21 protein-coding genes are annotated in these 19,399 nt (G+C 36.9%); 9 read left to right on the top strand and 12 right to left on the bottom strand.

All coding sequences use genetic code 11. From position 1 onward, the window contains the following. Positions 1 to 5 precede the first annotated feature (5 nt). On the bottom strand, positions 6 to 1,235 hold the full coding sequence (locus tag WC623_RS04350; RefSeq protein ID WP_372848330.1) for a M16 family metallopeptidase: 1,230 nt from the start codon (positions 1,233 to 1,235) through the stop codon (positions 6 to 8). A 127-nt stretch (positions 1,236 to 1,362) separates the two neighbouring features. On the opposite strand from WC623_RS04350, the gene htpG reads away from it, so the two are divergent. Then, positions 1,363 to 3,252 carry a molecular chaperone HtpG gene (htpG, locus tag WC623_RS04345; protein WP_372848328.1) on the top strand — a complete coding sequence of 630 codons (1,890 nt, stop codon included), beginning with the start codon at positions 1,363 to 1,365 and terminating at the stop codon, positions 3,250 to 3,252. A gap of 145 nt (positions 3,253 to 3,397) precedes the next feature. Here htpG and WC623_RS04340 read toward each other — a convergent pair whose 3' ends face one another. After that, positions 3,398 to 3,862 (bottom strand): hypothetical protein, encoded by a 465-nt coding sequence (locus tag WC623_RS04340; RefSeq protein ID WP_372848326.1) that lies wholly within the window; start codon positions 3,860 to 3,862, stop codon positions 3,398 to 3,400. 197 nt (positions 3,863 to 4,059) lie between these two features. Between WC623_RS04340 and WC623_RS04335 the strand changes: the two genes are divergently transcribed. From WC623_RS04335 to WC623_RS04325, 3 genes are all read left to right on the top strand, one after another. Next, positions 4,060 to 4,779 carry a DUF4397 domain-containing protein gene (locus WC623_RS04335; RefSeq protein WP_372848324.1) on the top strand — a complete coding sequence of 240 codons (720 nt, stop codon included), beginning with the start codon at positions 4,060 to 4,062 and terminating at the stop codon, positions 4,777 to 4,779. A gap of 114 nt (positions 4,780 to 4,893) precedes the next feature. After that, positions 4,894 to 5,487, top strand: coding sequence for an RNA polymerase sigma factor (locus WC623_RS04330; RefSeq protein WP_372848322.1), 594 nt, complete (start codon positions 4,894 to 4,896; stop codon positions 5,485 to 5,487). Then, the gene (locus WC623_RS04325; protein ID WP_372848320.1) at positions 5,484 to 6,788 is read left to right on the top strand and encodes a hypothetical protein; all 1,305 of its coding nucleotides are present in this window, start codon (positions 5,484 to 5,486) and stop codon (positions 6,786 to 6,788) included. Before WC623_RS04330 ends, WC623_RS04325 begins: the two co-directional genes overlap by 4 nt. Positions 6,789 to 6,790: 2 nt before the next feature. On the opposite strand, the gene WC623_RS04320 is transcribed toward WC623_RS04325, so the two are convergent. From WC623_RS04320 to WC623_RS04310, 3 genes are read right to left on the bottom strand one after another with little or no spacing between them, the layout of a single operon-like run. Continuing rightward, complete coding sequence (locus WC623_RS04320; protein WP_372848318.1) at positions 6,791 to 7,411, bottom strand: hypothetical protein; 621 nt, start codon at positions 7,409 to 7,411, stop codon at positions 6,791 to 6,793. Continuing rightward, entirely contained in the window at positions 7,401 to 7,904 is a 504-nt protein-coding gene (locus WC623_RS04315; RefSeq protein ID WP_372848316.1) for an RNA polymerase sigma factor, read from the bottom strand. The genes WC623_RS04320 and WC623_RS04315 overlap by 11 nt, the downstream gene beginning before the upstream one ends. A 3-nt stretch (positions 7,905 to 7,907) precedes the next feature. Beyond that, on the bottom strand, positions 7,908 to 8,774 hold the full coding sequence (locus WC623_RS04310; protein WP_372848314.1) for a TraB/GumN family protein: 867 nt from the start codon (positions 8,772 to 8,774) through the stop codon (positions 7,908 to 7,910). Positions 8,775 to 9,042: 268 nt separating this feature from the next. Here WC623_RS04310 and WC623_RS04305 point away from each other — a divergent pair, with 268 nt between their 5' ends. From WC623_RS04305 to WC623_RS04285, 5 genes are read left to right on the top strand one after another with little or no spacing between them, the layout of a single operon-like run. Continuing rightward, positions 9,043 to 9,639 carry a TlpA family protein disulfide reductase gene (locus tag WC623_RS04305; protein ID WP_372848312.1) on the top strand — a complete coding sequence of 199 codons (597 nt, stop codon included), beginning with the start codon at positions 9,043 to 9,045 and terminating at the stop codon, positions 9,637 to 9,639. A 56-nt stretch (positions 9,640 to 9,695) separates the two neighbouring features. Continuing rightward, positions 9,696 to 10,091 (top strand): hypothetical protein, encoded by a 396-nt coding sequence (locus WC623_RS04300; RefSeq protein WP_372848310.1) that lies wholly within the window; start codon positions 9,696 to 9,698, stop codon positions 10,089 to 10,091. 30 nt (positions 10,092 to 10,121) lie between these two features. Next, complete coding sequence (locus WC623_RS04295) at positions 10,122 to 10,715, top strand: penicillin-binding protein activator LpoB (protein ID WP_372848308.1); 594 nt, start codon at positions 10,122 to 10,124, stop codon at positions 10,713 to 10,715. Between the two features lie 26 nt (positions 10,716 to 10,741). Continuing rightward, positions 10,742 to 12,175, top strand: a complete 1,434-nt coding sequence (locus tag WC623_RS04290; protein ID WP_372848306.1) for a COG3014 family protein — start codon at positions 10,742 to 10,744, stop codon at positions 12,173 to 12,175. A gap of 30 nt (positions 12,176 to 12,205) precedes the next feature. Then, a complete protein-coding gene (locus WC623_RS04285) occupies positions 12,206 to 12,475 on the top strand; it encodes a hypothetical protein (protein ID WP_372848304.1) in 270 nt (89 codons plus the stop codon). Here the strand turns inward: WC623_RS04285 and WC623_RS04280 are convergent. The 7 genes from WC623_RS04280 to WC623_RS04250 form a co-directional block, all read right to left on the bottom strand. Next, positions 12,472 to 14,010 carry a YifB family Mg chelatase-like AAA ATPase gene (locus tag WC623_RS04280; protein WP_372848302.1) on the bottom strand — a complete coding sequence of 513 codons (1,539 nt, stop codon included), beginning with the start codon at positions 14,008 to 14,010 and terminating at the stop codon, positions 12,472 to 12,474. The genes WC623_RS04285 and WC623_RS04280 overlap by 4 nt on opposite strands. 137 nt (positions 14,011 to 14,147) lie before the next feature. Continuing rightward, complete coding sequence (ffh, locus tag WC623_RS04275; RefSeq protein ID WP_372848300.1) at positions 14,148 to 15,482, bottom strand: signal recognition particle protein; 1,335 nt, start codon at positions 15,480 to 15,482, stop codon at positions 14,148 to 14,150. Between the two features lie 82 nt (positions 15,483 to 15,564). Further along, a complete protein-coding gene (locus tag WC623_RS04270) occupies positions 15,565 to 16,602 on the bottom strand; it encodes a DUF3078 domain-containing protein (RefSeq protein WP_372848298.1) in 1,038 nt (345 codons plus the stop codon). A gap of 82 nt (positions 16,603 to 16,684) precedes the next feature. Continuing rightward, the gene (locus tag WC623_RS04265) at positions 16,685 to 17,008 is read right to left on the bottom strand and encodes a hypothetical protein (RefSeq protein WP_372848296.1); all 324 of its coding nucleotides are present in this window, start codon (positions 17,006 to 17,008) and stop codon (positions 16,685 to 16,687) included. Further along, positions 17,005 to 17,718: a hypothetical protein gene (locus WC623_RS04260; protein ID WP_372848294.1), complete on the bottom strand. Its 714-nt coding sequence runs from the start codon at positions 17,716 to 17,718 to the stop codon at positions 17,005 to 17,007. The genes WC623_RS04265 and WC623_RS04260 overlap by 4 nt, the downstream gene beginning before the upstream one ends. 87 nt (positions 17,719 to 17,805) lie before the next feature. Beyond that, positions 17,806 to 18,717 (bottom strand): glucosaminidase domain-containing protein, encoded by a 912-nt coding sequence (locus WC623_RS04255; RefSeq protein ID WP_372848292.1) that lies wholly within the window; start codon positions 18,715 to 18,717, stop codon positions 17,806 to 17,808. Continuing rightward, positions 18,717 to 19,397 (bottom strand): glucosaminidase domain-containing protein, encoded by a 681-nt coding sequence (locus tag WC623_RS04250; RefSeq protein ID WP_372848290.1) that lies wholly within the window; start codon positions 19,395 to 19,397, stop codon positions 18,717 to 18,719. Before WC623_RS04250 ends, WC623_RS04255 begins: the two co-directional genes overlap by 1 nt. Between the last annotated feature and the right edge of the window lie 2 nt (positions 19,398 to 19,399).

Genomic DNA, 19,399 nt, shown 5'->3' with positions numbered 1-19,399 from the left:
CAAAATTACCCTAAAGGATAAAAAGTTAGAGACGTAAGATTACTTTCATCTAATATTTCGTTAGCAATATTTGCCATATCAGTAGTGCTAACGGCCTGAATCTTTTTAAATACAGTTTCTAAAGAATCAATATTATCGTAGTCAATCAAGCTTTTAGCCATAGCTACAATCAATCCAATACGGTTCTCTTCGCCTAATGCAATTTGACCAATAAACTTGTTTTTTGCCTTTTGAAGTTGAACCTCTGTTAGCGGATTGTCTTTTATTTTTTTAAATTCTTTAAGAATAAGTGACCATGCTTTAGCTACTTTTTCTTTATCAGTTCCAAAATAGAGGCTAAAAATTCCGGTATCGCTTAAGGGGCTGTAACCTGTTTCGATTGTGTAAGCAATTCCATATTTTTCCCGGATTTGCAAGTTCAATATAGAGCTCATTCCAGTACCACCAAGCAGATTGTTTAACAGCAATAGGCCTGTTTTATACGGGTGGTGTAAGGAATAAGCTTGTGCACCCATCATAGCGTGGGCCTGTTGAATAGGTTTTTGATAGGTCTGAGTTACTACAGGGGCCAATGCAGGAGCAGTTCTGGTTTGGGTATGTAAATTTGGCGGGATGTCTGCATAATGCCTGGAGCCGATTTTCACCACTTTATTTAAAGGGTAATTCCCTAGCACTGCAACTACAATTTTATCCGTATGGTAATTGTCTTTAATAAACTGTTTTATATCTTTTTTACCAAGCTTATTTACACTCTCTGTAGTGCCCAGGATGTTTCTGCCTAGCGGGTGACCGGCAAAAACAAGGTCTTCAAAATCATCGTAAATGGCTTCTTCTGGTTGATCTAAATAGGAAGCTATTTCATCGAGGATAACACTCTTTTCCTTTTCTAATTCATCTTCCGGAAAGGTAGAGTGAAATATAATATCATTAAATAGTTCCAATGTTCTATCAAGATATGGATTCAGGAAGGAAGCGTGAATACAAGTATATTCTTTAGTGGTATAGGCATTTAAATCTGCTCCAACGCTTTCAAGCCGGTTTAAAATCTGATTTGTATTGCGTTTCTCGGTACGTTTAAATACCAGGTGCTCTATAAAGTGAGCCAGACCGGATTGTTCTGTTTTCTCATCTCTGGAACCACTATTTATAATGATACAGGCATGTGATATTGCAGATGCTGAAGGTACATGAAGTAAGCGGATGCCATTAGGCAAAGTATGAACATTGTATTCCATTAATGGGCAAAGGTAAGGGAAATTATATCATGCGATTATAATTTTATTTGAACTGTCATTTTGACAACAATCTGAGTTTGGAATGAGCATTGATAAGGCTGTTATGTACTTAAAAATGAGTTTATATATGAGCATAGAAGAAAAAGGAAGTATTTCCATTCATACGGAGAACATTTTCCCGATTATCAAGAAATTCCTGTATTCAGACAACGAGATCTTTTTAAGAGAGCTTGTATCAAATGCCGTTGATGCGGTACAAAAAATTAAACGTTTAGCTGCGCTAGGACAATACAGTGGTGAGCTGGGTAATCCTCTGGTAGAGGTTGCGTTAGACGAGGAGAAAAAGACCATTACAATTACTGATAATGGTTTGGGAATGACAGCTGAAGAGATTAAAAAATACATCAACCAGGTTGCCTTTTCAGGAGCGAGCGAGTTTGTTGAGAAATTTAAAGATGCAAAAGACGCAAATGAAATCATCGGTAAATTCGGTTTAGGCTTCTATTCTGCATTTATGGTTGCTGATTTGGTGGAGATTCAAACGCTTTCTTACCAGGATGGTGCAGAGCCTGCACGTTGGGTATGTGATGGTAGTACTGAATATGAAATTACTGCAGGTAACAGAACTACAAGAGGAACGGAAATCATTTTACATGTTAATGCCGAATCTGAAGAGTTCTTAAGCAAATATAAACTGGAAGAGATTCTGGATAAATATGGTAAGTTCTTACCTGTTCCAATTAAATTTGGTACCAAAACAGAACAAGAACCAGATGGTGAAGATGAGGAAGGAAAGCCTAAAACTAAAAGTGTAGAGGTTGACAACATCATCAATACAACTAACCCAATCTGGACTAAAGCACCTGCAGATTTGTCAGACGAAGATTACCTTTCGTTTTATAAGCAACTGTATCCTTTCTCGGAAGAACCTTTGTTCTGGATTCACTTGAACGTTGATTATCCTTTTAACTTAACGGGGGTATTGTATTTCCCTAAGGTGAAGAATGATTTTGATATGCAGCGCAATAAAATCAAGTTGTTCTCACGTCAGGTATTCATTACCGACGAAGTAAAGGATATCGTTCCGGAGTTCCTGATGTTGTTGCATGGGGTAATTGACTCACCAGATATTCCATTAAACGTTTCAAGAAGCTTTTTACAGGCAGACAGCAATGTGAAAAAGATCAATAGCTATATCACTAAAAAGGTTGCGGATAAGTTACAGGAACTGTACAATAAAGACCGTAAAGCTTATGAAGAAAAATGGAGCGATATTGGTCTGTTTGTGAAATATGGTATGGTTAGCGAAGAGAAATTCAATGAGAAAGCGAAAGACTTTGCGTTGTTGACAAATACAAAAAAAGAGTACTTCACTTTTGAAGAATATCGTGAGAAGGTAAAAGATACCCAAACGGATAAAAACGGGCAGGTGGTTTACATTTATGCGAATGATCCGGCTAAACAGGATAGTTTTATTCAGTCGGCCAATAAAAAGGATTATGACGTGTTATTAATGGATTCTCCGATAGATAACCATTTCGTGCAGCACTTAGAGCAGAAGCTTGAAAAAACGTCTTTAAAACGCGTAGATTCTAGCGTTGCCAGTAAGCTGATTGATAAGGATGAGAATGTAGAATCGGTATTGACAGAAGATCAATCTAAAAAGGTTGCTGAAATATTTGATAAAGCTATTAATAAACCAGGGTATCAGGTTGAGATTGTTGGTTTGAATCCTGAGGAATTGCCAGTTACTGTTACGATGGATGAATTTATGCGTCGTATGAAAGATATGGCTGCAATGGGAGGAGGAATGGGCTTTTATGGAAATATGCCGGATAGCTACAAAGTAGCAATCAATGGGAACCATAAACTGATCGGAAAGATCATTGCTACTGATAATGAAGATGAGCAACGTTTACTGGCTAAACAGGCCGTAGATTTGGCTTTACTTGCACAAGGTATGTTGACTGGAGCAGATTTAACGGCTTTTGTTAGCAGAAGTGTTGAGTTAATTTAAAAAATAACCATTCTCTTCGAAGTCTGGAATCTTTGCCCTGAAGAAGGGCAAATTTCCTATGTCTTATGTGAGAAGGTGATTTTTTCTTGAAGAAAAGCGTGGTGCATATTGCAGCACGCTTTTTTTTATTCTTGTTACCTGTTATCTATAAGATACTTTGCAAATCAGCTGGAGAATAATTTATCGACTTTAGAGTTTTATTGTCGTTGGATCTGTATACCAGAAACAAAGAGTCCTCTTCTTTGTGATAGGCATCGCATTGTTGTGTTGCTCTGTAATGTTGTATGGTTTGGTTGGCTTCTTCTTCTGATTTACAGGCCTTACTCATGTTGGAACGGTGTACTTCATCAAATAGAGATTTGAATTTATCAGCCAGGCCAAACTCTAGTATTGCACCTGAAAGTACATATTGCAGATCGCAGAGGGCATCTGCAACTTCAACAAAGTCATTTGTTTCGATGGCTTGTTTCAATTCATTAAGCTCTTCTGCTAATAGTGAAACCCTCAAGTTTGCTCTTTCAATAGCGGGAATTCCTGGTGTTTCTTTTATCGGGTGCTTAAATGTTTTATGGAATTCTGCAACCTGATTTAGTGAATTTGCTTCTTGCATTTTTTATAGATTATGTTGTTAGTTAAAATTACAATATTTATTCAGAATCAAAATTAAGGATAATAAAAATAGAGGAGCCTGTAGCGTTTTTAAAGTAAGTCTCGTTTTATAGGAAAAAGAGTGTTAATGGCCATTAACCTATAGTCATAATGAAAAACATATACTTCTTAATGAAGTAACCTTTAAAAGAGATGAAGATGAAAAACGTGAATTTAAAAACAATATTTAAAACCTTTATTGCTGTTGCTGCTATATCAACAGTTTTTGCGGCTTGTTCTAAAGATAAATACGAACCTCAGCAAGTTGCAGGCCTTTCTGTTATTGATGCTTTTCCGGATACGATGTCTTTAGATTTTTATATTGATCAGACAAGAGTAAATAATAAAAGAGGATTGAAATTTAATGATAAGATTGATTATTTAAATCTTTTTCCTGGATCAAGAACTTTAAGTATAGCCAAAAGAGATGGTCGTAATGCTTTGGCTCATGAGAGATTTAATATGGCCCCAGGGGTAGGGTATTCCCTTTTTATTTTGGATACCGTAAAAACAAATGAAAAAAGATTCTTAAGAACGGAAGATGATTTAAGTGCTCCAGCGGCAGATAAAGCAAAAGTTCGTTTTATCAATCTATACAATGCGATGACTAGCGCGGTTGGAGCTGGTCTTGAACTTGGAATTGAAGGAAAGGATACTGATTTGTTTACTGAAAAAGCATTTTATGAGTATACAGATTTCACTGCCGTTGATCCGGGAGAAAGCATTACTTTCAATATCAAACAAGGAGGGGTAGTTAAAACTACTTTGCCAAATGTTAAAATTGAAAGAGGTAAAATCTATACCATCTATGCGAAAGGGAACTCTGCAGCAACAATAGATAGCTTAAAATTAGGAGCAGCAATTTACACACACAAATAATATCTACCTATATTTGAGGATATTCTGTTGATATAATGGGATATCCTCTTTTAAATTAGATAAATATGCCGATGGACTATTTATAAACCTAACCCTTAATTGCTGAAATAAATAATGCTCAATTTTGAGAACGCGATAGCGGGGTGTTTAAGGAACGACAATAAGAGTAAAGAGATGGTATATAAATCATTCTATGGCTATTTAATGGGTGTTACTTTACGCTATGTGGATGATAGAAATGATGCGGAAGAGTTGGTTAATGATAGTTTTATTAAGGTTTTTAAGAGTATAAGCCAATTTAATGCACCAAAATCAGGCGATCAGATGTTAAAAGCTTTCAAAGGCTGGATTGCCAGAATTTCATCACGTACGGCAATAGACTTTTTAAGGAGCAAGCGGACTTTTTTATATGTGGATGATATTGTGGAAGAACAGCAACCTGTGACCGAGCTGAATGCTATCTCTCAGTTAAATGTACAGGATATCATGAGACTTCTGAATCAGTTGCCTGAAACACATAAATTGATTTTTAATATGTACGAAATTGAAGGCTATTCACATGAAGAGATTTCAAAGTTACTATCTATGCCCGAAAGCTCATGTAGGGTTTATTTAACAAGAGCAAAGAACAAGTTGAGAGAACTTTATAAAAACTCCCTGTTGAATTCATATGATCCGACAACAATTCAAAATACCCGAAGGATATGAAACCGTTAAATGAAGAGCTATTTGCTCATATTAAGGAACGTTTAACGGAACACGAGGAGGTTTATACACCTGGTGCATGGGAGCGGTTTGAGAAAAAGGGAAAGAAAAAGATCGGGTGGATCTGGATGGCGAGTTTAAGTAGCGCTGCTGCAGTATTGTTAATTGGTTTCGCGTTATTTTATACTGGTGGTAATATTCAGGATAAAACTACACCGCAACATGTGAAGAATGATCCGACTGAACAAAAGAAGGAAGTGACGCCGGATATGGCTCCAGAGGTATCAACTCCAGCAGTTGAAAATTTAAAAAAGGAATTAACAGAGAATAAGAATATAGTTGAACAAAGGATAAGGAATAATGTGCCAGGGAATGTTTTAATCGTTAAATTAAAGCAGCCTGTTAATTCGAAATCAATCATTCCTATGGTACAACCTGCCAATTCATTTGTGCAGGGGCCTGTGATAAATACAGATTCTCTTAGTACCTCAAATAAAAAGGATCAATTAGACAAAGCCGTTGTTTCGGAAGGAATTGCGAAAGTGCCTGTGAAAAAGATTGATACTGTTAAAGAGAAAAAACCACGTAGTTTTCAGGAGTTTTTGGATGCTGAAGTAAAGTCTAACAGTGCTGTCGCTGCATTAAAATCTACCAATAAAAAGGGCGATAAATGGGAAATGGGATTGATGGTTGCACCTTCTATAGGGAATGCTAAAAAGCTCAATATGGGATACGGTTTAAGTATGGATTATGCTTTGTCTGACAAGGTTTCGATAAGTTCTGGAATCTCGTATAATGAAGTTGGTGCAACGAAAAGCATGTCGACTGGTGGTGGGCAGATGAATGCTCCGTCTGAACCTGTAGCAATGGTTCAGGAAACTAAAAGCCTGAAATCTGTTGATGCAAACCTGGTTGGGATAGATATTCCATTAGGGGTTAAATACTATCTGTCTAAAAAGTTTTATACCAATCTTGGCGTATCTGCTTTTGCTGTTTTAAATCAGAAACAGAATAATAATTATTTGAAGAGCGGAGTGGAGTATGCTCCAGCCGCTGAGCAGATTGGGAATGCTGGATTTAAAGCATTGTTTCAAACAAGGGAAGTTTCAGAACCAGTACCTTCTGGAGAAATCAGAGGGGGTAAATATTTAGGTTTCTATAATGTTTCTTTTGGTTTTAAACAACCAATATCTGGAAGTAAAGCTTTGTCTGTAGAGCCATTTATGAAGTTACCTATGAAAGAGTTTACAAAAGAAAACCTGTACCTAATGGGCACAGGTGTAAGGATAAAGTTTGATTTCTAAATTTATTCTTCTTTTAGTTCCTTTAATAAGTTTTCGATCTCTTTAGCATATTTCATATAATAGGATTTTAACCAATAAATAGCGCAAAGGTGTAAAAAGGCATAAGTTCCTATTGTTGCAATTGTGAAATACAAATAGAATGAGTTGCTGGAAACAGTAGTTTCGATTAACTGGATAAAGTGTTCATACTTACTATTGATTAATAAAAGGCTCACCTGAACAAATGCAAAGGGGAACATCATATAGCAAAATAGCTTATACAACTCCATGTTGAGTTTTATATCATAATTAACTTCATATAGCGCATCTTTTGTACTTAAAGAAACCTTACTGATCCTTTTGTAGAAGAAATAAAAACGCCCGAAGAAGTAGATGCAGGTTATCACAAGTAAAATATAAACTGCATAGAAGGGAGTGTAAAGTATCGGTTTGAAATGGAAGATTTGTGGGAAAAATCCAAGTAAGACAACCGCTGCAATTTGTGTAATAAGTTCATTCTTCATGTTCCTTTTAATCTTGTCAAGCGGTAACTCAGCCCGTTTAAGCTCTTCAACCTTATTTGGTATTGTTATGTTTGAACTGGATTCTCTATTCCAGGCAGATTTTATATCGTCAAAATTCATATCCTTGTTTTTTTATAAGTTCTTTTAATTTGTTTTTTGCTCGGTTTAGTTTTACCCTTGCATTTCCCTCGCTAATGCCCAGATTTACTCCTATTTCCCTGTGCGAATAGTCTTCAAGGAAATAGAACATCAATGCTTTCTCTATTTTATCTAGTTGCTGTAAAGCTTTATAAAAGTGGGCTAGTTGTATTTCTTTTGTTTCTGCATCATCTATAGGGATTTCTATTTCCTTACCAATTGTTTCATAAAGATCTTCTTTTCGTTTTTGCTTTTTGAAATATACAATAGCGGTATTTAAGGCTACACGGTACATCCATGATGAAAACTTGCTTTGGTGGTTAAAGGAGTCGTACGATTTCCATAGCTGGCAGATGATTTCCTGGAAAAGATCTTTCTGATCATCTTCATCATCCATATACATCTTTGAAATCTTGTGTATGATGCCTTTATGGGTTTCTATCTGTTCAAGAAATTCTTTCTCTCTTGTTTTCAAACCTTAATTCGATATTGGTTTCACAATATAACCCTGCGCTTTCAGTAAGTTTAGGATACCTTCTTTTCCTGGCAAGTGACCAGCTCCTACAGCAAAGAAACAGCCTTTGGTTTTTATCATATCGGGGATCTGCTTTGCCCATTTTTCATTTCTTATTTGCAACATCCATTTATCGCTATCCTCAGTACTACCAAAGCGTTTATCCTTTAATATTTTATCTAGCTTATTTAGATCTTCCGCTTTATAAGCATCAATCATTTCTACAAATACGGATTTATAATCATCAAAATTAGCAATTTGTTTAACCAGCATATCATCTGTAAATGCTTTTGAAAAGTACTCTGTTTGTTGCTTTACGGTTTCTAATGCGCATAATTGTTTATGCTGAGCTTTCGCTAAATTAATAAATTCAAATTCGTATGATTTAATCTCTGTGCAAGGAAGTGTTTTTGATATAACAAAGCTAGTTAATGCCATTAATGTTAACTGATCCATTGTTTTTAACTTTGCTCCTGTCTTTAAAGTCAGAATAGAATCTAATAATTTGTATTGTTCAGGACTTAGTTTTTTACTTAAGGGGACGGTCGACATCATAGATTTTTGAAGGTCTGCTATTTCTGTCGGATTTGTAAAGTCTAATTCCATTACTAGTGACTCAGATTTTTCCAGGGCTTTTTTCGTCTTATCTTTAATGATAAAATCTGGACCACATATCATATGAATGGTTCCATAAATATAAGAAGGCTTAGTTAGTCCTTTTCCACTTATTTCCCATAATAGTGATTTTTCTGCCGGCTTTTCCTGCGCTTTTAAATGAATAGTAAATAGAAGTGTTGCAATAACTGCGATGGTGCTTATTAGATTTTTCATAATATAATGTTTTTAGGTTTTACGATTTTTATTGTGTTTTCGTAGAGTAAGTATCTAGGAGTTAACATTCGTTACAAGTTTTTTAAAAAAAGAATCAATCTGTTTGTAAGTGGCTGATTTTTAGCTGCATATTCTTTTTGTCGAAGCCGGGTTATGATATATTAATGTAACAATTTGATTAAATTAACAATGGAATGTCAAAAGCCATCCTGTGCTGGAGGCTTCAGAAGATATTCTCGTAACTTTACAAAAAAGCGCTTACCTATAGATGAGAAGAATTTTGAATAAAAAGAATATTATAAATGCCTTGTTTATTGGCTTCTTGCTGGTGCTTATTTTTGTGCCATCGGCAAAAGCATTAATGATCAGGGGCTTGATGGAGATTGGATTATTTAATCCAGGGACAGAAAAACCTAAAGAGACAGCACTTACTTCAGAAGTAAAAGATTTATCGGGGATTCAATTTAAAGATGCTTCAGGAAACATAGTGGATTTAGGGACTTTGAAAGATAAGGTTGTCTTTTTAAATTTTTGGGCCACCTGGTGCCCTCCTTGTTTGGCCGAAATGCCCTCTGTAAATAAGCTATATGAGCAGTTTAAAAATGATAAAGATGTAGTTTTTATTATGGTAGATGCTGACAGCGACCTTGCGAAATCACAGAAATACATGGATAAAAAAGGATATGGATTGCCATTGTATCAGGTTGCAAGTAATATTCCCGAAGTAATTTTTAAGGGTTCGCTACCGACTACAGTCGTATTTGATAAAAAGGGGCGGATTTCTTATAACGAAGCTGGAGCTGCTAATTATGCAAGTGATAAGTTTATTGAATTTATAAAGGAATTAAAGGCGAGTAACATTTAGACCTGGATTTGCGTCTTATATATAACTCTTGTCTGATTTAATTAAATAGTATGAGGATGAAAAGGAATTTGATTTTTATAATGAGTTGCGTTGTAGGGCTATACTTTACAACTAACGGTTATGCACAAAAAACAGATCTTTTAAAAGATCAGAATCCCAGGCATCAGGAAAGTCGTGCGAAATATATGAACCTTGCCGATTCTTTAACCAGAAATCAGGGTACGACTGTCCAGGAAACTTATAAAGCCTACGATTGGTATGAAGCCAGGGAAGAGCGCAGAAAATTGAGAAAAGAAAGAAACTTTCAATTGAATCTGAATGGTGGATATTATTATAACAGTCCGTACTTTTATCCTTCGATAAGCTATGGTAATTACGGCTTTGGTGGCCGTTTTGGTTATGGCGGTTACATTGGTTATGGATGGGGAAACAGTCGCCCATGGGGTTGGTAAATAGATAATAAAAACTTTATATTCATAAATATGCAGATTAAAAAGATAATGACTATCGCGGCGATTGCCGTTTCAGGAGTGATCATATCATCATGTTCACGTCAGGTTACAAGAGTAAATACTGACCAGGCAATTGATGTAAGTGGGAATTGGAACAATACCGACTCCAGGTTAGTAGCGGAAGAGATGACTCAAACTGTTTTAGGTGGTAAATGGTTGTCTACTCACCTGGAAGAGAAACAAGGTAAAAGACCTGTTGTTGTGGTTGGCGTAGTAAAGAATAAAAGTCATGAACACATTGATGCAGAGACATTTGTTAAGGACGTAGAACAGTCATTCGTTAAAAGTGAACGCGTTAGATTGGTGCAAGGAGGAAAAAAGAGAGAAGAGCTTCGTGCGGAAAAAGCGGATCAGCAGGATAATGCTTCTGTATCAACAATGAAGAAATTCGGGTTAGAAAATGGTGCAGATTATATCCTTCAAGGATCTATTAACTCTATCGTAGATTCTCATAAACGTAAAAAGGTAGTTTATTATCAAGTTAATTTAGAGCTAACAGATATTCAAACCAATGAAGTGGTATGGATCGGAGATAAGAAAATAGCTAAATACGTTAAAAATTAGTCGGCATTTTACTGACTAAATATAATATGGTACAAATTCGCAGGAATATTCTTAGAGCATCATTCTTATCAGGACTGGTGCTCTTTCTTTTTGGCTGTTCTAGCTACAATGATATGATTGCGTCTTATTATAAGCAGATTTCTGCTGGTAATTATGCTGAAGCGGTAAAGGAATTGGATAAGAATAAGCTCTTACAGAAGCCACGGAATAAGCTTTTATTCCTAATGGAAAAAGGGAAAGCAAGCCACCTTTCTGGAGATTTTGAAACAAGCAATCAATATTTTAATGAGGCTGATCAGTTGCTTGAAAATGGGATGGGCGGAGCAATGGACGCGGTAGTTGGTACTTTAGTGAATCCAATGACACAGCGTTATAAAGGAGAGGATTTCGAGAAGTTTATGATCCACTATTATAAAGCATTAAATTATGTATATCTGAATAAAACAGAGGATGCTATTGTTGAAGCCAGAAGGATTACCTTGCAATCACAGGAACAAGGGGATAAATTTAATGATAAGGACAACCGGTATTCGAAAGATGCATTCTCCTTAATGCTTCAGGGATTAATTTACGAACATGACGGTGATGTTAACAATGCCTTTATTGCCTACAGAAATTCAGTAGAGGTTTATTTGAAAAGCAAAGACCAAACCTATTATGGCATAAAAATGCCTGAAGCGCTTAAACGAGATGTCTTAAGGATGGCCGATTATAATGGATTTACCGCAGAATTGAGCCGATTTGAAGATCTCTTTAGTATGAAGTATAGTCGGACCCAGGTTCCCGAAGGAGGTGAATTGATTTTCTTCTGGGAGAATGGTATGGCTCCAATCAAGCAACAGGAAGAGCTTTTTTTCTCGTTGATTAAAGGGAGCAATGGTGATTTGTTTTTTACTAATCTTGGAGGAACTATCGTTATTCCTTTTTATCACGAATACAGCAACAGTAATTTCAGTTTGAATGGTGTTGAAAGTCTTAGGGCTACCTATCCTAAGTATGTTGCGCGCAGTCCTTATTATAGTTCAGCGACTTTAAGTAACGGAGAACAAACCATTTCATTTGAAAAAGCTGAAGATATCAATGAGCTGGCTTTTAAAACCCTTGACCAGCGTTTTATGAAAGAGATGGGAAAAGTGCTGACTCGTTTAGCTGTTAAAAAGAGTGCTGAATATGTGCTAAGACAAAGTGCAAAGGGTAGTGGCAAAGATGGCAAGAACAATTCTTTGTTAGAAGGTCTTGGCGTGGGTATGCAGCTATATAGCTTGCTTTCAGAAAAGGCGGATACCAGAAACTGGCAATCTTTACCTGCAAATATCAGTTATACACGTATTCCTTTACAAAAAGGAAGTAATACCATTACCCTGAAGTTAAAAAGCGCTTCAGGAGCAGATGAAACAAAAACAATAGAAATCACCGGAACGGGAAAGCTTCAGTTTTATAATTATTCGACTTTACGCTAACCGTTTTTAATACAATAAATAAAAATTACAATGCAAGAACCATTTGACATTACTATAGGAACAACTGATTATGCCATATTTCCAGAGGGCAATGATGTTTATGTAGTTTATAAAGACGGGAAAGAATATGTTCAGATTCAAAAGGATACTGAAGAACAATGGTTAAAGCTAGATGATGAAACAGCTTTGCCTCTATTTGAGCCTAATGAAGAAATAAATGCTATAGGTAAAGCCATCATGGCTTATGTGCCGGAAGAAGAGGATGAAGAGAGCGATGAAGACGATGATCTTTTAGATTAACCAGTCCAGCTGTCGCGATCCAGGCTGCGGTAATGTATCGCTTCAGCTAAATGCTCCAATTTAATTTCTTCACTTTCTGCAAGATCAGCAATGGTTCTTGATACTTTTAAAATACGGTTATAGGCCCTGGCTGAAAGACCAAGTTTCTCCATTGCTGATTTAATTAGATGCTGTCCGGTATTACCTATCTGGCAAATATTTCGCACCATATTTGGGCTCATTTGCGCATTGTAGTGTAGATTGTTGTTTGTTCTGAATCTATTTTCCTGTATTCCACGTGCAGCAATTACCCGACTTCTTATATCGACACTTTTTTCCGTCTCCGTATCAGATGTTAATTCGTTAAAATTTACGGGAGTAACTTCTACATGTAAATCGATGCGGTCCAATAAAGGACCAGAGATTTTGCTAAGGTATTTTTGAACAATACCAGGGGCACAGATGCATTCTTTTTCCGGATGATTATAAAAGCCACAAGGACAAGGGTTCATTGAAGCAATGAGCATGAAACTGGCCGGGTATTCTACACTCAGACGGGATCGTGAAATGGTTACACAGCGGTCTTCAAGTGGTTGCCTCATTACTTCCAGGACGCTGCGTTTAAACTCTGGCAATTCGTCTAAAAATAATACGCCATTGTGTGCAAGCGATATTTCACCTGGTTGGGGGTTTACACCACCACCCACCAGTGCCATATCTGAGATTGTGTGATGAGGGCTTCGAAAAGGCCGTTCTGTCATCAATGATTCAGCTGCATTTAGTTTACCTGCAACAGAATGAATTTTGGTTGTTTCTAAGGCCTCACGAATATTTAATGGAGGTAATATTGTTGGCAGGCGCTTGGCTAGCATGGTTTTTCCCGCACCTGGTGGTCCAATCAGAATTAAGTTATGTCCTCCAGCCGCTGCAATTTCAAGTGCCCTTTTTATATTTTCCTGTCCACGGACATCAGAAAAATCCTGCTCATAATTGCTGATGTGATTTAAGAAATCATTTCTTGTATTAACTAATACAGGTTCTTTTTTTACAGAACCATTAAAAAAGGAAACAACTTCTTTTAAGTTTTGAACCCCATAAACCTCCAGATCACTTACAATTGCCGCCTCTCTTGAATTGTCTTTTGGGAGAATGAAACCTTTAAATCCGGCTGCACGAGCTTGTATTGCTATAGGTAAAGCGCCTTTTATAGGCTGTAATCCCCCGTCTAAAGAAAGTTCGCCCATGATGAAGTATTTTTCTACCTCTAAGCTTTCTATTTGTCCAGAAGCGGCTAAAATGCCTATGGCAATAGGGAGGTCATATGCTGAACCTTCTTTTCTAATATCCGCAGGGGCAAGGTTGATTACAATTTTCTGTCTGGGCATTTTAAGGCCGGCAGACTGTATCGCGCTTTCTACCCTTCTCAAGCTTTCCTTAATGGCATTATCTGGCAGCCCAACAATGTGATACCTATTTCCTCCGCCTATACTTACTTCAATGGTTATGGTTAAGGCGTTTACACCAAAAACGGCGCTCCCATAAGTTTTTATCAGCATAATTAAATTTTAAATGTCACCTTGTGAATCTATGCTGATTTGATATTACGTTGGTAAGGAATGAGGATTTATATTTTAAAGGGCATAAAAAATCCCAGCCTGTTATTGGCCGGGATCGGTTAGGTTGTTATTATATTCTAGCGCTGTGGCATTTTAGGCATGTTCTTCATCATCCTTGCTGCGGTAGCAGGGTTAGAGAATTGCTTCATTACCTTACGCATATCCTCGAACTGTTTAATCAGTTTCGTTACTTCTTCAATTTTATTTCCAGAGCCCTTAGCGATACGTAAGCGTCTGCTTTGTTGAATGCTATCCGGGTTCTCACGTTCAAATTTCGTCATCGACTGTATGATGGCTTCCACATTTTTAAAAGCATCATCTTCAATGTCAACATTCTTCATCATTTTGCCAACACCAGGAATCATACCCATCAGATCTTTCATGTTACCCATTTTCTTGATCTGTTGTATCTGGTTGTAAAAATCGTTGAAGTCGAATTTATTCTTACGGATTTTCTTTTGAAGTTCTGCCGCTTCTTTCTCGTCGAACTGCTGTTGCGCACGCTCAACAAGGGAAACCACGTCACCCATACCTAAAATACGTGAAGCCATCCTTTCTGGATAGAATACATCCAGGGCTTCCATCTTTTCGCCGGTACCAATAAACTTAATTGGCTTGTTTACTACCGATTTAATAGATAAGGCAGCACCACCACGAGTATCACCATCTAATTTCGTCAGCACCACCCCTGTAAAATCAAGACGGTCGTTAAACGCTTTTGCTGTATTAACCGCATCCTGCCCGGTCATGGCATCAACAACAAACAGGATTTCGTGCGGTTTTGTACTTTCTTTTACAGCAGCGATTTCATCCATCATCTGCTCGTCTATCGCTAAACGGCCTGCTGTATCTATGATGATTACATTATTGTTTTGTTTTTTTCCCTCAGCAATACCCTCCATTGCGATACCTACGGGATCTTTAGACCCTATATTAGCATAAACAGGGACACCAATTTGCTCTCCAAGAATCTGTAATTGATCAACCGCTGCAGGTCTGTATACATCACCCGCTACCAATAATGGTTTCTTCCCTTTGCTTTTTAAGAAGTTGGCTAGTTTTCCGGTAAAGGTGGTTTTACCAGCACCGTTTAGACCTGCGATTAATATGATGGTAGGGTTTGCTTTCAGGTCAAGCTCAGTAACTTCGCCACCCATCAGGGCGGTAAGTTCATCGTTCATTACTTTTGTAAGTAACTGACCTGGTGAAACAGCTGTGAGTACGTTTAAGCCTAAAGCTTTTTCTTTTACCTCATCGGTAAAGCTTTTGGCTGTTTTATAGTTTACGTCGGCATCTAATAAAGCCTTACGGATCTCTTTCATGGTCTCTGCCACGTTGATCTCTGTAATGCTTCCTTGTCCTTTTAAAACTTTAAACGCACGATCTAGCTTATCCTGTAAATTTTCAAACATTTTCTTTAATGCTTAGTGTTCAATTTTTTGTAGCCCCAAAGGTATTAATTTTGGAGGTAAATTTTGGTTTAATAAAAAAGTATTAGCGAGGGAAGACAAAGGTTACGCCAAGTGCCAGAGTTTGACTTCCTTGAATCTTAGTATCATTGTCGCGGTCAAATAAGCCTACTCCAGTGAGTGAAACATTCATCAGTCGGTTTAACTTAGAGGTTATGGAAACATCAAGACGATGATCTATGTTTACCAGAGATCTGTCGTAAGGAATAAACATCTGATACCTTGATTTAAGCATTGTGTTAGTGAAAACCTCTTTTTCGAAGTTCATTACGATCTGAAAAGCGAGCTCATTTTTAAATTTCTTGCCAAAATCTACACCATACTTTGTCTCTGCCTTTTTGTCTTTTGCCGGATTAAAGGGGTCGTTCGCATCCTTGGTAATATATACGGCAGTATCTAACACAAATGTTTGCCTCGCACTACCAGTACCAATTCTAGTAGAGAAGTATTTACTAGGCTTGTACTCAAAACCGAAAGATTCTGTGAGGTAACCTGGTGCCATAAACTTTGAAATCAAGTTTGGAAATTCATTACCCTCTGCATTTTTGGAATATGCAAAACCAGAGTCAAACTGCGATTCAAAGTTAATCGAACCGAAGAAATACCAGTTTTTAGATAACTGAATTGCTGCTTTGTTATCCCAGAAAATCCGGTCACGAGTTTTCTTTTGCAACTGGTCTTTGTTTTTAACCTTACCATATTCCAAAATCAGTTCGCTCACATAGCTATAGCTATCTTTAGAATACTCAGCTTTGTAGTTTACTAAACCAGCAACTGCAAGTGAATTTACACCCCCACCTTTCCAATTGTTTGAGAAGGTTGCCTGGTTTACGTTAATTCCTACAGAAGTTCTGGTTTTCCAGTAGTTTACCTTAGCATCTACTACTATAGGATTTATCTCCACTGTTTTAAAAGGAATGGTTCCAGTTCTTGATGGCAGTGGACTGCGTTTCAGTTTAATGTCGAGACCCTTGGTATTAATCGGAATAGTATCGATCTCTTGAGCATATAAGCTAGTCGTACCGGTAAAAGCTAATAATAAGTAGGTATAAAAACTCTTCATTAGTACAAAGAAAAACAAAAAACTGAGGTATTAAAAGTTTAATAGTAAACTAATTGGATAAATGGCATTAAAAGTAGGTGTTTTAGAAATAGTTTATCCAGGAGAAAAACTTTCTGCTTTTTAGGTAATTAAGGTTCTGATCGCAGGCGTAAGCTTCTTTTTCAAATGAGATATTTAAGTATGCACGGTAATGATTTCTGTATTTGATCAGGTTGATTACATAATTGATCAGGTACAAAAGATAAAAAGGGATTATCAGTAATTCCAGTTGTTGTCTAAGATGTATCCTTTCATGATTTATCAATACCAGATCTTCTTTTTGAAATTTATTCTTTAAAAGAATGAATGGATAAACAGCCATTGCATTGGCTGGGATTTTTGAAACGATTAAAAAGAAAGCTTTCAAAACTTTTCTATGTTTACTTTGGGCAATGGAGGCAGTTTAAATGCGGAGGGATTACGTTTATAATTGGCGTAGTTATTTCTTAGATAAACTACAAAAGCATAATCGGAGGCGCTGAGGACAAAATCATACGATGGGCGGTATTGCTGCATAAAGTCTTCCGCTTCAAAATCACCAATCTGTAATACCCGTTTTACAAAATCAGGCTTAAACCTATAATCGATAATTGCTTCACGATAATCTCTCTCAATTATTTTTTGCAAATGGCGTGCATTCTTACCCTGACGACTTAATAGATTGTAAATAGCATCTATACCCAATCCTGCGCCACCCAGGCCAAGGTTCAGTAAATCCTTTGCTTTCCCTTTGTCTAATGCGTACTTGTATTCTTTTAACGTTTTTTCATGGCGTTGCATGGGTGTAAATTTATCACCCACAATGGCGACTTCCCGAAGAGGAATTCCAAAAGATTTTAATTGAAAATAAATAGAATTCTGATTATGAATAACGACGGTGTCTAATGCATAGCCCTGTAAAACGGCAAATAGCGTATCCCCTTGTTTAGCTTTAATGTTAAACTCTCCCTTTGGGGTATTATAAATCCCCTCATCATTAGCTGAGTTGTAAATGTAAACCTTTGCCAGTCGAAGTTTAGAATCCTTATCTACGACAAAGCCCCTCACAGTTGGTTGCTGTGCCAATGCTTTAAACATTAAGCAGTAAAAAAAGAGTAAAAGGCTATAAAACTTCATTCAAATACAAAACTACAAGATAAGGCTATCTGTGTAATAATATTAACATTATTTAACTAAGGTGATTGTTTGACCAATTTTTATTCCAGTATCACTAATTCCGTTTAATGACTTTAACTCCTCTATCGTAATGTTGAATTTTTTAGAGATGTTGTAAAGTGTGTCTCCTTGTTTAACGGTGTAAGTGCTAGGTTTAAAGATAGGAGCGGTATTGTTTTGAGTAGTACTGTCTCTGACAACAGGAGCCGATATTCGTAAAGTATCTGGTGTTTTAACAACTTGTTTTGAAGGTGGTGTTTCAACTGGGGTGAATTTCTCTTTTTCTTTAGGGATATTGGCATTGATCTCTGAAAATACTCTGTCTTCACGTCTTATTTTATCTTTTTCAGATTCAGGTTGGTCATATTTATAAAGCTGGTAACGGTCGATCAGGTTAATCAGGAGATCCGGGTACTTAGGGTTTGTAGCATATCCAGCTTGTTTTAGGCCACGGGCCCAGTTTTTATAGTCGTTCTTATCCAACTCAAACAAGAAGCTGTAGCGTTTTCTTTTTAGAAATTCAGAATGATCCTTGTACGATTCTCTTGCGTCCTTGTATACTCTAAAACAGTCGTCTGCTTTGTCATCGTCTTTATAATAACCTTTTCCTTTCCAATCAGAGGTGCATTTGATACCAAAGTGGTTATTTGCATATTTAGCAAGTGAGCTATTGCCATTTCCTGACTCAAGGATTCCTTGTGCTAAAGTGATGCTGGCAGGAATGCCGTATTTATTCATCTCTTCAATGGCGACATCTTTAAAGGACTCAATATAATTTAATGTGGTATATGATTTTGCATTAGGATTTGCTTTGTTAGCGGCTTTTTCGATCTGCTTGTTGTTGTTACTGTATTTTCTGGATTTACAGGCAGTTAAAAATACAATCGAAAGGAGGGCTAGGGCTAGGAATTTATTGTTCATTATAATTTAAGTTTTTGTCCGGGTTTAATAGCAGCGCTTTTCAATCCGTTTTTTTTCATGATGGCAGTTGGGGTGGTTCGACGAGCCTTAGCGATGGAGTATAGACTATCGCCGCGTTTAACCATGTAAGTTTTGGAGGACGTTGTAGATTTTGATTTATGGGATACAGGTTCTGGTGTCGCAGCTTCTATATAGTCCTCAGGTCGCTCATCATACTCGTATAGATTATTTTTCTTTATAATTCCAATGATCTGTGAAGCCCAGCTTCTGCTTCTGGCATATCCGCCTCTTTGTATCCCTCTTGCCCAGTTTTTATAATCATATTGATTATACTTATCAAAGAGTTGCTTGAAAGATGTCCTGCTTTTTAAGAAATCCAGAAAATGTTCGTAAGATTCATTAACAGTTGGATAATCTTTATAAGCAGAGCGGATTTCAGTATTACTATTGGTTCCCTTTATGCCGAAATGGTTGTTTAAGTAGCGTGCAATTTTACTTGTTCCGGCAGCTGATTCATGAATGGCTACAGCAAGAATAACACTAGCGGGTATTTTATATTCACGCATCAGGGCCTGAGCTTGTTCTGCATAAGTCTCAATATACTCGTCAGTGGTTTGGGCTTTTACACTAAAACTGAAGCAAGTAAATAATAGTGAAATAACCAGTGCTGTTTTTATCATAT

This window comes from Pedobacter sp., assembly GCF_041645105.1.
In the GTDB taxonomy this organism is placed as follows: Bacteria; Bacteroidota; Bacteroidia; order Sphingobacteriales; family Sphingobacteriaceae; genus Pedobacter.
This window is presented reverse-complemented; position numbering and strand designations above follow the sequence as displayed.